This window comes from uncultured Maribacter sp., assembly GCF_963977385.1.
Lineage (GTDB): Bacteria > Bacteroidota > Bacteroidia > Flavobacteriales > Flavobacteriaceae > Maribacter.
Genome location: NZ_CAXBOU010000001.1, coordinates 434,928 through 448,160, shown reverse-complemented (window position 1 = coordinate 448,160; position 13,233 = coordinate 434,928). Strand labels below are relative to the sequence as shown.

General features: G+C 35.0%; 11 protein-coding genes. 8 read left to right on the top strand and 3 right to left on the bottom strand.

What is annotated here, in order from left to right; all coding sequences use genetic code 11:
- Entirely contained in the window at positions 1-1,941 is a 1,941-nt protein-coding gene (locus AAC084_RS01900; protein ID WP_339836150.1) for an alpha-amylase family protein, read from the top strand.
- Here the strand turns inward: AAC084_RS01900 and AAC084_RS01895 are convergent.
- From AAC084_RS01895 to AAC084_RS01885, 3 genes are read right to left on the bottom strand one after another with little or no spacing between them, the layout of a single operon-like run.
- Positions 1,938-3,074 carry an ATP-binding protein gene (locus AAC084_RS01895; protein ID WP_339836147.1) on the bottom strand — a complete coding sequence of 379 codons (1,137 nt, stop codon included), beginning with the start codon at positions 3,072-3,074 and terminating at the stop codon, positions 1,938-1,940. The two genes, AAC084_RS01900 and AAC084_RS01895, sit on opposite strands and share 4 nt — an antisense overlap.
- 43 nt (positions 3,075-3,117) lie before the next feature.
- Positions 3,118-3,870 carry an SDR family NAD(P)-dependent oxidoreductase gene (locus AAC084_RS01890; protein ID WP_339836144.1) on the bottom strand — a complete coding sequence of 251 codons (753 nt, stop codon included), beginning with the start codon at positions 3,868-3,870 and terminating at the stop codon, positions 3,118-3,120.
- Between the two features lie 12 nt (positions 3,871-3,882).
- A complete protein-coding gene (locus AAC084_RS01885) occupies positions 3,883-4,758 on the bottom strand; it encodes an aldo/keto reductase (RefSeq protein ID WP_339836143.1) in 876 nt (291 codons plus the stop codon).
- 159 nt (positions 4,759-4,917) lie between these two features.
- Between AAC084_RS01885 and AAC084_RS01880 the strand changes: the two genes are divergently transcribed.
- The 7 genes from AAC084_RS01880 to AAC084_RS01850 all read left to right on the top strand — a co-directional run bounded on the left by AAC084_RS01880 (position 4,918) and on the right by AAC084_RS01850 (position 13,231).
- Complete coding sequence (locus AAC084_RS01880; RefSeq protein WP_079511363.1) at positions 4,918-5,919, top strand: MoxR family ATPase; 1,002 nt, start codon at positions 4,918-4,920, stop codon at positions 5,917-5,919.
- Positions 5,920-6,019: 100 nt separating this feature from the next.
- Positions 6,020-6,886 carry a DUF58 domain-containing protein gene (locus AAC084_RS01875; RefSeq protein WP_339836847.1) on the top strand — a complete coding sequence of 289 codons (867 nt, stop codon included), beginning with the start codon at positions 6,020-6,022 and terminating at the stop codon, positions 6,884-6,886.
- 5 nt (positions 6,887-6,891) lie between these two features.
- Positions 6,892-8,553, top strand: coding sequence for a hypothetical protein (locus AAC084_RS01870; RefSeq protein ID WP_339836140.1), 1,662 nt, complete (start codon positions 6,892-6,894; stop codon positions 8,551-8,553).
- A complete protein-coding gene (locus AAC084_RS01865) occupies positions 8,554-9,552 on the top strand; it encodes a VWA domain-containing protein (RefSeq protein WP_339836137.1) in 999 nt (332 codons plus the stop codon).
- Position 9,553: 1 nt separating this feature from the next.
- Positions 9,554-10,600: a VWA domain-containing protein gene (locus AAC084_RS01860; RefSeq protein WP_339836134.1), complete on the top strand. Its 1,047-nt coding sequence runs from the start codon at positions 9,554-9,556 to the stop codon at positions 10,598-10,600.
- Entirely contained in the window at positions 10,593-11,447 is an 855-nt protein-coding gene (locus AAC084_RS01855; protein ID WP_339836131.1) for a tetratricopeptide repeat protein, read from the top strand. The genes AAC084_RS01860 and AAC084_RS01855 overlap by 8 nt, the downstream gene beginning before the upstream one ends.
- A gap of 59 nt (positions 11,448-11,506) precedes the next feature.
- The gene (locus tag AAC084_RS01850) at positions 11,507-13,231 is read left to right on the top strand and encodes a BatD family protein (RefSeq protein ID WP_339836844.1); all 1,725 of its coding nucleotides are present in this window, start codon (positions 11,507-11,509) and stop codon (positions 13,229-13,231) included.
- Positions 13,232-13,233 lie beyond the last annotated feature (2 nt).

Here is a 13,233-nt window from a genome sequence, read left to right as displayed (position 1 = left end):
ATGAACCAAGCCGAATTACATCGCTTATTGGCCTCTAAAAGTCAAAAGAAAAAAGGCGGGTCACCATTAAAATCTCTATACGAACAAAGGCTGTCTACCAATCTATCGCTTATAAAGACACAATTCTTCTCATTATACCAAAACACAGAACATAATACTTATTTTTTTGAGCTCTTAGATCAATTAGAACATCTGTTTAATGAGCGACCTATTGAATTAAAAAAACAAGACATAGAACGCTTAAATTCTGGAAACTGGTATCAAAGTGAGAAAATGGTGGGCATGCAATTGTATGTAGACCGCTTCAATAAAAATATAAACGGCTTAAAAGAAAAGTTGCCCTACTTTGAAAATCTTGGAATTAATTTTCTACATCTAATGCCAATTACCACGCGCCCTTCTGGAGAAAATGACGGCGGCTATGCGGTAAACAGTTACCATGAAATTGATAGTAAATATGGATCTAAGGATGACTTTCTTGCTTTAGCCAAAACAGCTAGGGAGAAAAAAATATTCTTAATGCTAGATTTTGTAGTTAACCATACTTCCGATGAATTTGAATGGGCTCAGAAAGCTAAAAAAGGAAGCGCAAAATATCAAGATTATTATTACACTTTCCACGACCGATATATACCAGATGAATTCGAGAAAACCCTTCCAGAAATATTCCCGCAATCTGCTCCTGGAAATTTCACCTATAATGAGGAAATGGACAAATGGGTAATGACCTGTTTTAACAATTATCAATGGGATTTAAATTATAAAAACCCTGAGGTATTCATTGAAATGCTAGGTAATTTAATGGCTTTGGCAAACCTAGGGGTGGATGTTATTCGTTTTGACGCCCTTGCATTTTTATGGAAAAAATTAGGCACACTTTCACAAAACCTACCTGAAGCACATACGCTTATTTCGCTATTTAGAATGTGCTTACAGGTTATTGCACCAGGTGTAATTCTATTAGCCGAAGCTATTGTGGCTCCTAGAAATATTATTAAATATTTTGGGGAAGACATGATAGAAGGTAATGAATGTGAAGTTGCATATAATGCCTCTTTGATGGCATTGTTATGGAATTCAGTCGCTACCAAAAAAGCATCTTTAATGCATAAAAGTTTAACCGAAATTCCTGATAAACCAGGTGATGCTACATGGATCAATTATATACGGTGCCATGATGATATCGGACTAGGTTATGATGATGATTTTGTACGTGCAATGGGCTTTGACCCTACCGCGCACAAAAGGTTTATTTTAAATTATTACTGTGGTAAGTTAGCATGGTCACCGGCCAAAGGCCTCATGTTCATGTACAATCCTAAAAACGGTGATGGAAGAATTACAGGGAGCGCAGCCTCTTTATTAGGATTAGAAACTGCTTTAGAACAAAAAAATAAGAATATTATTGATTATGCTATTTCAAAAATTCTAATGATGCATGGTATCATTTTAACGTATGGTGGAATACCTATGATATATGCAGGTGATGAAATTGGCACCTTAAACGATTACACCTACGAGCAGAACGATGACCATATTAATGACAACCGATGGGTGAATAGGCCAATGCACAATTGGGATGTTGTTTCTGAACTGAAGACAACAGATGATAGCCCGTCTGTGATTATTTATCAGGGATTAAAGAATATGATCCGCTTGAGAAAAGAGTATGACGTTTTTAAAGATTCCAACGATGTAAAAATCCATGGATGCCCTAATCAACATGTTTTTGTCTATCAAAGAACCAATGGAAGCGAAAGCATTTGGATTTTATCTAATTTTAATGAAGTTTCAGAAACGTTAGATATCGGTTGGTTACTTTCTATTGGAATTTTTACTGATAAAAACTCGAAGGATTTACTTACAGGGAAATCTATTGAACTCATACATAATGAGCTACCCTTAAAGCCATACCAACAACTTTGGATTATGAATAATTAACTATATTTCACCTTCCTTAGAACCCGAAGTGACTCTTTTAACGAAGCATTTATACCTGGATATTTAGTTTTTAAGATTTGCCTGGCTCTATCCATTTCCTCTTTAGCTTCCTCAAATCCGTTTAAGTAACAAATGAGATAAGAATCTGCCAAGTATTTTAAACTTCTAACTTCTGCTGGTATTAAAGCTTTATTGCTACTCGCTTTTACTACCAAAGCATTATTGTTTTCGTATATTTTTTCTAGTTTTTTTCTATTATGCTTTGGTGGATTAAAAAGCAAATCACTATTGATTTGATAGGTGCCGTTCTCACTAAAATTGATAACGACTTTTTCTAAAGGATAATACTTTTGTTTAGCCCCTAAGCCTAGTTGTACGAATTCTATTATAGTGAAAGAATCAGCGTTAATACTAATCTTAATTTCGTCTAAGTTTGAATAAAACAATTTTACCTGTTCATTAATCAATTCAATATCAACCCTGTAGTAATACGTTTCACCATTGACTACCTTTTTATTACCTGCCCAACAGACCACAAATTGTTCTTTAAAAACTTTATAATCACTTTCTAAATCTTTGTGGCGATAGTTTAGAAAATCAATAACACCATCTAAAGTGAGCTCAATATTGTTTTTAGCATGTTGTTCTATAGTTGCTACCGCCTTAACATTCAATTCTTTTAATTCTACGTCATAGGCTTTTGGCAAACTGATACTACCCTCTCTAAAAAAAACTGCGCCACCATAGTACTTCCAAATATTCTTACGTAACGAACATAATTTGCCAATAGATTTTATGGTTACCAACCCCACAACTTTGCCATCTGGCAAATGTGGAAACGGAATATTCTCATAAGATATAAGAGGAGGATTATTTAAATAGGCATTGACCAAATTTTGAATTTTGCTATCATCAAAAAAATCTACTCCGACAATGCTGTTATCCTCATCTTCAACCCCAACCACAATAAATGAATTATTGGTGGGATTACTGTTTGCCAGTGCACAAACATGTTTTAAAAACTTAGCCTTTCCTTCTTTTTCACCAATATTAATAAAGCGCTTTTTATCGTAAAAACTATTCTCGTCGTTATGCGCGAGTAAGTTTTTTACCAATAAGCGTTTATTAATCATTTTATAGATGTTTGACTATTATCGTTTGCTGAATATAAAAGGCCTAGGATTTGTTTACAATTGTTGAAGAAGCCTGTGCGGTAGGCATAACTACTAAATCGGCAATATTTACATGATAGGGCCTAGTGACTACAAAATGAATGATATCTGCAATATCTTCTGGTTTCAATGGTTGAAATCCCTTGTACACATTTTCTGCACGACTTTCATCACCTTTAAAACGAACGTTACTGAATTCGGTTTCCACAAGACCAGGGTTTACGGCACCAACTCGTATACCATAAGGGTTCAAATCTATCCGCATTCCTTGGTTTATAGCATCTACAGCATGTTTACTGGCACAATACACATTACCTTTTGGGTAAACCTCTTTACCTGCGGTAGATCCAATATTTATTATATGGCCCGATTTACGTTCTACCATTTGTGGTATCAAAGCTTTAGACACGTAAAGCAATCCTTTTACATTAATATCTAACATGGCATCCCAGTCATCAACATTACCATCTTGAATGGTATCTAAACCATGGGCATTGCCCGCATTATTGATTAAAATATCAATTTGAGCAAATTCTTTGGGTAGTGAGGCAATAGCTTCTTGAACCGATTGCTTATTTCGAATGTCAAAGTTTAAGGTGTGGACTTTCACTTCCTTACCAAGCTCCTCTTTTAGAGCATCTAATCTTTCTTGCCGTCTGCCACACAAAACTAAATTAATACCGTTTAGTGCAAAATTAATCGCTGTAGCCTTACCGATTCCGCTAGTAGCTCCTGTTATAAATGCTGTTTTTTTCATTTTTGTTTTTAATTACGCAACTTCATGCCCTTTGTTCGCTTCTAATAGTTTAAACCAATCTTGCAATTCCATTTCAATGTCAACAGCTTCCATTGCCATTTTCAATCTTTTTGGTGTTGCAGTACCTACTACAGGATGAATCTTAGACGGATGTTTCAGTATCCAAGCTAGTAATATTTGGTCTTCGCTCGCATTATATTTTTTAGTAAAATCAACCAAAACACTTTTTATTTTCTTGGTTGCTTCAGACTCTTCCCTAAAATAATTACCTAGCGGACTCCAACTCATGGCTAGCCTATCATTAATGATGCAGTCGTCTAATGTACCATCGTTCATGACTTTATTTGATGACAAGGAATATTCTACTTGATTTGCATCTACCTGTATCTGCTTTTCCAACAACTGTATCTGAGAAGGTGCAAAATTGGACACTCCAAAATCTTTTATCTTCCCTTCCTTTTTTAATGTACTTATAGCCTCGGCTATTTCTGTAGGATTCATTAATGGACTAGGTCTGTGTAACAATAGCAAATCTAAATATTCAGTCTGCAACATTTTCAAAGACCTTTCTACAGACCATATGATATAATCTTTACTGTAATCATAATGCTTTACACTATTTGCTCTTTCTTTTACATCGAACTGAATTCCACATTTACTTATTAATTGAATATTTTCTCTTTTAATAGCACTTTTAGCAAATGCTTTTCCAAATTGTTCTTCAGTGGTATAATCGCCATAAATATCTGCATGATCAAATGTGGTGATATTGTTTTCCAAACAATGATTCATAAGATTAATCATTTCATTGGTAGCAAGTTGTTTTCCCCATTTACCCCAAGTCATAGTACCTGCAATAATTCTAGAATATTTCAAAGTATTGTTCATAGGTTAATGAAATTAAAAAGAATATCCTTAAAAGCTTCATAAAAATAAGGGGTTTTCCCATTTTTTAACCTATCATTAACAGCGACTGACTGAATAAATTTTCAATTTGCATGACTGTTAAAATTAGAAGCGTTAACAATCAATAATATATAGTTTTAAATGGAAGAAAATACCTCAATTGACATTAGTGCCGTAAATGAGAAAATTGCTCAAGAAAGTGCTTTTATCGATTTATTGATGCTTGAAATGAATAAAGTAATCGTTGGCCAGAAATATATGGTCGAAAGATTATTAATAGGTCTTTTAGGACAAGGACATATTTTGTTGGAAGGTGTTCCTGGTTTAGCAAAAACACTAGCGATAAATACACTTTCAAAAGCAGTAAAAGGAAGTTTTAGTAGAATTCAGTTCACGCCAGATCTTTTGCCTGCCGATGTTGTAGGAACAATGATTTATAACATGAAGCTGAACGACTTCTCTATAAAGAAAGGTCCTATTTTTGCTAATTTTGTATTAGCCGATGAGATAAACCGTGCTCCCGCAAAAGTGCAGTCCGCTCTTTTAGAAGCTATGCAGGAAAAGCAAGTAACCATTGGTGATGAAACTTTTATTTTGGACAAGCCCTTTTTAGTAATGGCTACACAAAACCCTGTAGAGCAAGAAGGAACGTATCCACTTCCTGAAGCGCAAGTTGACCGTTTTATGTTGAAAACAGTTATCGATTATCCGAAAATTAATGAGGAACAATTGATTATGCGTCAAAATTTATTAGGAAACTATGAAACGGTAAATGCTGTTGTATCCATAGAACAAATATTAAGTGCGCAAAAGGCTGTTCGTGAAGTATATATGGACGAGAAAATAGAAAAGTATATTCTTGATCTTGTTTTTGCAACTAGATATCCTGAAAAATATAACCTAGAAAGCTTAAAACCTCTTATAAGTTTTGGAGCTTCGCCAAGGGGAAGTATTAACTTAGGCATTGCTGCTAAATGTTATGCTTTTATTAAAAGAAGAGGATATGTAGTGCCAGAAGATGTGCGTGCCATTGTACATGATGTACTTAGACATAGAATTGGAATTACTTACGAAGCTGAAGCCGAAAATATCACATCTGTAGATATTATCAATAAAATCGTAAACGAGATTGAAGTACCATAAAGTTAGTTTCTAGTAATCAGTTCGCGATTGGCTTATTAAACCCAATGGCATAGTACTCAATGCTGATTCCTGATTAATTAACTACTGTTTGAAAAACAAAATGGATACCAAAGAGCTACTCAAAAAAGTACGAAAAATAGAAATTAAGACGAGGCGTCTTTCTGACCATATATTTGGTGGGGAATATCACTCCACTTTTAAGGGTAGGGGTATGACGTTTAGTGAAGTACGACAGTATCAGTTTGGTGACGATGTTAGAAATATTGATTGGAACGTTACAGCTCGCTATAACGAACCTTATATAAAAGTTTTTGAAGAAGAACGAGAACTCACAATGATGCTCATGGTAGATATTAGTGGTTCTGAACTTTTTGGAACTACGAATCAATTTAAGAATGACTTTATTACCGAAATAACTGCCACGTTAGCTTTTAGTGCACTTCAAAACAATGATAAAGTAGGTCTTATATTGTTCTCTGATCAGATAGAACTTTATATTCCACCCAAAAAAGGTAAAACCCACGCTTTACGCATTATAAGAGAATTGTTAGAATTTAAGCCAAAAAGCAATAATACAGATATTGCTCAAGCCTTAAAATTCTTAAGCAGTGTAATGAAAAAGAAAGCAATTGTATTTGTGCTATCAGATTTCATTGATGATGGTTATGAAAAAACATTGAAAATTACGGGCAGCAAACACGACCTAACCGGCATACGGGTTTACGATGAACGCGAAGAATCAATACCTAATTTGGGTATGGTACAATTAGAAGATGCTGAAACTGGTAAATTACGATTAGTAAACACTCAATCTAAAAAAGTGCGTAACGCTTATGCTGAATTTAATAGAGAACGTGTTACCTATTTTAAAGAATCATTCACTAAATCTGGCTGCGGAGTATTAGATTGTAGGGTTGATGAAAGTTATGTGAAAAAGTTATTGGGTTATTTTAAAAGAAGAGGTTGATACGAATGATTAATAACAAGAGAATAATTAAAAAAGGCATTTCGGAACTAAAACGAAGCATGCCTATGTTCGTGTTTCTGCTATTTATCATTCAAATATCTGCCCAAAATAATCCAACTATAAGTACCGAAATAGACACTACCAACATTAAAATTGGCGAACAAGTAAAGTGGACAGTTACAGTCAATATTGACTCTACCTCTCAGGTGATTTTTCCGGAAGGACAAACATTTTCTCCATTAGAAACCGTCGAAGCTTTCGCAACGGATACTACTAGAAAAAAGGACCGATTAACATTACAGAAAATATACGCACTTACCCAGTTCGATTCAGGTGCCTATAAATTACCATCTCAACGAATTGAAATTAATGGAACCGGGTTCATGACCGATTCTATGTTGATTAATGTAGCTACAATTCCTGTAGACACCTTAAATCAAAAGATGTATGATATTAAGCCACTAATTAATGTCGAGAAAAGTAACGTAGAATTTTGGAAATATTTAATTATAGGTATTTTAATTCTTCTAATACTTGGCGGACTTTTTTATTGGTTCGTTTTACGGAAAAAGCCATTGACCGAAGAAGAGAAGGTAGCCCTTTTACCTCCTTATGATAGAGCTCTTCTGGAATTAAAACGTTTAGAGAATTCCAAATATCTTATACAAGATGAGTATAAACAATATTACTCAGAACTTACTTCCATCGTGCGTTCCTATTTAGAGGAAGATGCACATGTAACCGCATTAGAAAGCACAACTGGTCAGCTAATTGAAAAATTAGAATTATTGAAAGATGCTGGTGAATTAAAGCTGGATGATGATACGATAAAGCAATTTAAACAAATTCTACAGACTGCAGATTTAGTAAAATTTGCAAAGAACAAACCTTCAACATCGGTTGCTGAACAAGACAGAAAATTGGTTGAACAAATTGTTGAAAAAACGCATGAAGCACTTCCTGAGCCTACGGAAGATGAATTGATTGAACAAGTTGAATATCAAGAAGAGCTTGAACGCAAACAGAAAAAGAAGAAGATAGTTATCGGTATAGCTTCTTTGGTCGCCATAATTTTAATAGGAACCACAATCGCAGGTGTTAAACTTGGTTTTGGTTATCTAAAAGATTCTGTTTTTGGGCACCCAACAAAAGAATTGTTAGAAGGTGAATGGGTTCGTAGTACATATGGTTTTCCTCCTATTCAGGTAGAAACACCTCAGGTAATGGCTCGCCAAGAAGTAAAGCTACCTTCAGAAGCAAAGGCTGCTATTGCAGATATTCAGGCATTTGGATACACAAGCCCTATTGGACTTTTTACAGTTGGTGCTACTTCAATTACACTAAACCAACAAGATGCTGAACCAGATTTTGAAAAAACAATTGATCAAATATTGTCCAATTTCGAAGGTCTCGGCGCAAAAAATATAATAACAAAACAAGAAGAATTTTACACGGTTAGCGGAGTAAAAGGATTGAAAGTATTTGGAAGAGGTGAGTTTCTAATACCAGAATCTAAAGAATTAATTGATGGAGAATATACCGTTTTACTTTTTGGCGGTAAAGGTTTTCAACAATACGTTATTCTTACGTGGCTAGAAGATGACACATACGCCCAAGAAATAGTTGACCGAATTTTGGCATCGGTAGAAGTTAAAACAGAATCATAAATGTTCGAGAATATATCATTTGCAAATCCTGATTTCTTTTGGCTGTTTTTAGCACTGCCATTAGCCATCGTGTGGTATATCTTTAAACAAAAAGATGAAACTGCATCGTTAAGAATTTCTAGTTTAAAAGGATTTAGCTACAATAGTATTTTACCAAAACTTAAACCTGGACTTTTCATATTAAGACTATTAGCGCTTAGTGCTATAATTGTTGCGATGGCAAGACCGCAAACAGAAGATATCTCAACCAGAACCAAAACAACAAAAGGTATAGATATCGTTATGGCTATTGATGTGTCTTCAAGTATGCTCGCACGCGACCTTAAACCAAATAGACTATCTGCACTTAAAGATGTAGCGGCAGATTTTATCAAAAAAAGACCGAATGACCGAATCGGATTAGTGGTATATGCCGGTGAAGGGTATACGAAGACTCCTGTTACTACCGATAAATCTATTGTTCTCAATGCCCTAGCTGAAATCACCTACGGACAACTAGAGGATGGGACGGCTATTGGGATGGGATTAGCCACTTCAGTGAACCGATTGAAGGAAAGTACCGCGAAAAGCAAAATCATCATCTTGTTAACCGATGGTGTAAACAATTCAGGTTTCATTGAACCACAAACCGCTGCAGACTTAGCCATTGAATTTGGTATTAAAACCTATACTATTGGGTTGGGAACAAATGGAAATGCCCTTTCACCGATTTCATATAACGCAGATGGCTCATACAGGTATGGTATGCGCCAAGTTGAAATTGATGAAGAATTATTAAAGGATATTGCACAAGCTACGGGCGGCAGATATTTTAGAGCCACCGATAATGAGTCATTAGAGGAAATCTATGACGAAATTAATAAGTTGGAAAAGACAGAGATTGAAGAATTCAAGTATTATCGCTACGAAGAAAAATTTAGACCATGGGTTATATTGGCCGGGGCGCTCTTATTACTAGAATGGATTTTAAGAAACACGCTATTTAGAAGTTTTGTATAATATGGTACAGTTAGACGATAAAATATATTTCTACTTGCTCATTATCATTCCGGTGATAGTGGTACTGTTCCTATTGGTGTTGGTTTGGAAAAAAAGAACACAAAAGAAATTTGCAAATACTGACCTATTAAAAAGATTAACTCCTAATCGTTCTTCTAATAAAAGTACTATAAAACTTATTGTATTAATTCTTGGTTTTGCTTTATTGATTGTTGGTCTTGTAAACCCTAAAATAGGTACAAAATTAGAAACAGTAAAACGAGAAGGTGTAGATATCGTTTTTGCAGTTGATGTTTCTAAAAGTATGTTGGCAGAAGACATTGCGCCTAATAGATTGGAAAAAGCAAAACGATTGGTTTCAGAAATTATAAATCAATTAGCGAGTGACCGAATTGGTATCATCGCATATGCAGGGCAAGCTTATCCACAATTACCGATAACCACAGATTACGGTGCTGCTAAAATGTTCTTGCAGAGCATGAATACAGATATGCTTACCTCACAAGGTACCGCAATAGACCAAGCAATTGAACTTGCAACTACATATTATGATGATGCTGAACAGACCAATCGTGTTTTATTCATCATTTCTGATGGTGAAGATCATTCTGAAGGATCGACATTAGATGCCGTTGAAGATGCCGTTGACGAAGGTATCATTATATACACCATAGGTGTTGGTAAAGAAAAAGGTGCTCCAATACCGATTAAAAGGAACGGGATTTTAGAAAGCTTAAAGAAAGATAATCAAGGTGAAACGGTTATTACAAGATTAAATGAGTCTGTTCTTGTTGATATTGCGAATGAAGGCAATGGTAAGTATATTGACGGCTCAAATACAGATACTGCTGTAGAATTTATTAAAGATGAATTGTTACAAATGGATAAAAAGGAATTTGAGGCCAAACAATTCGCAGAGTACAAAGACCAGTTTCAATGGTTTATTGGAGCAGCATTGTTGCTTCTCTTTTTAGATATTTTTATCTTGGACCGGAAGACCAAATGGTTAAAGAATCTTAATTTGTTCAATGAGAAAAGACATGAATAAAATAGTCATAGCATTTTTATTAGTTTTCGTTTGCTTGTCTTCTTTTGCACAAGAAGATGACGAGAAAGAAAAGGAAAAGGCTTTAAGGTCTTCGACCAACCTAACTTGGGATGGCAATAAGGCATTGTCAGAAGACGATTTCATTGCTGCAGAAGTAGATTACAGAAAAGCAATAGCCAAAAGTTCTGATAATAGCGTTGCCCCTTACAATTTGGGTAATGCATATTATGCCAATGAAACATACAATGAAGCTTTTGGCAGATTTAAAGAAGCCGGCGAAGCATCCATATCAAAAGAAGATAAGCATAAGGCCTACCATAACATGGGCAATGTATTTATGAAGCGTAAAGATTACGCTAAAGCAGTAGAGGCATATAAGGAGGCTTTAAGAAATGACCCCTCTGATGAAGAAACAAGATATAATCTTGCCTTGGCAAAAGAACTCTTGAAAAAAGACGAAGAAGAGAAAAAACAAAACCAAGACGATAAGGACAAGGACAAAGAGAACAAGGACGAAAATAAAGACCAAGATAAAAAGGACGAAGGAGAGAACGAGGACAAAAAAGATAAAGGCGACGAAGGTGATAAGGGAGATGAAGGTGACCAGAATGAAGAGAAAAAAGACGAGAACAAGGAAGGTGAAGGGGATAATAAACAAGATCAAAAGAAAAAACCTGAGCAAGGTGACAATCAACAAGAACAGCAGCAACCTAGACCCAATCAACTTTCAAAACAACAAGTTGAAAATCTATTAAGAGCTATGCAAAATGCAGAGAAAAAAGTTCAAGACAAGATAGATGCTAAAAAAGTAAAAGGTGCTAAGATTAAAAACGAAAAGGATTGGTAGATTTTAAAGCCATAACTAAGCTATCGTTAATACTAACGGTATTTCTATCATCATTTTTGATGATGGCCCAAGATAATAATGGGGTAACTTTTGAAATGAAGCTAAGCAAACCAAAGCTTGGTCTAAATGAACGGTTACGGGTAGACTTTGTTATGAACCGCGATGGCGATAATTTTAATCCACCAGATTTCGCTGGTTTTAAGGTAATTATGGGACCATCCCAGTCGATTAGCTCTTCATGGATTAACGGTGTTAGAAGTTATTCTAAATCTTACTCCTATACACTTTCACCAACTTCAAAAGGAAAATTTATAATAAAACAAGCCACAATAGTCATTGGCGGCGAAACCTATAAATCGCTCGCAAGCGAAGTTGAGGTAACTGCAGCCGTAGACAAACCAAGTGATCAAATGACTGCAGATGATGTAGCTGATGAGAATCTACATTTGGTTGCAGAAATTTCTAAGACTAACCCGTATTTAAACGAGGCTATTACAGTCATCTATAAACTATATGTGAGTCCGAATATTAGTGTATCAAATTATCAACCTTTAGATAACCCTACTTATAATAATTTCTGGAGTCAAGATATTAAAGTATCAGCCTTAAGTGCCCAAAATGGAACTTATAAAGGCAAGCCTTATCGCTATGTTACCCTAAAACGAGTAGTTCTCTATCCTCAGAAATCTGGAGAATTGAATATAGAACCACTATCTCTTGAAGTAACAGTAGATGTACCTACCGGAAGACGAGACTTTTTTGGGGGTCGTGTATATGCCCAAACTAACAAAACAGTTTCCGCAGGTAATAGAACTATCAATGTAAAAGCATTACCATTGGCTAACCAACCCGCTAATTTTAGTGGAGCTGTAGGCGATTTTGATTTTGTAGTTACGACCAGTAAGAAAAGTTTAAATGCAACTGAATCTTTACAAGCAACAATTGAAGTAAATGGTAAAGGAAACCTTAAACTCTTTAAGCTACCTGAACTTGAATTACCGAGTGCCTTAGAGGTTTATGAACCAGAATTTACAGAAGGGATTAGAACCACACTTGCGGGCATGCAAGGCAAGATTAGCAATCAATATACTATTGTACCTTCATTTAGAGGTAAATACCCTATTGCTCCTTTAAGTTTCAGCTATTTTAATCCGTCCACAGAAAAATACACAACATTAACATCAGATGAAATTGTTATCAACGTATTAGAGGGTCCACTGAGTGCAAATAGTAATTCAGCAGCTTCTACAAATAACTCAAAGCAATCTGTTATAGCCAGTGAAAATCAGTTTAATTTTATAAAACTGACCCCAAATCTATCGAGCAAATCCATTTCATACTTTTTTGGCTCTACATCATTCTATCTTTGGTTGGTATGTCCTCTTTTATTAATTCCTTTGGCTATTGTATTTAGAAAGAAAAGAGAGGCAATTGCTGGCGATGTTATTGGTAATAAAGTTAGAAGAGCGAATAAATTAGCTAGAAAATATCTTTCTGCAGCTAAAAAAGAGTTAGGCAACAAAGAGTCTTTTTATGTTGCCTTAGAAAGGGCTTTACATAACTATTTAAAGGCAAAATTAAAGATTGAAACTTCTGAATTCAGTAAGGATAAAATAACTGAACTACTGAATAAAAAAGAAATAGAAACAAGTACCATACAAGGTTTTATAGCATTATTAGAAAATTGTGAAGCGGCTAGATATAGTCCATTTTCTGATGTGCAAATGCAGGCCGATTATGAAACGGCAAGCGAGGTAATTTCACAAATGGATAAACAATTATAAGC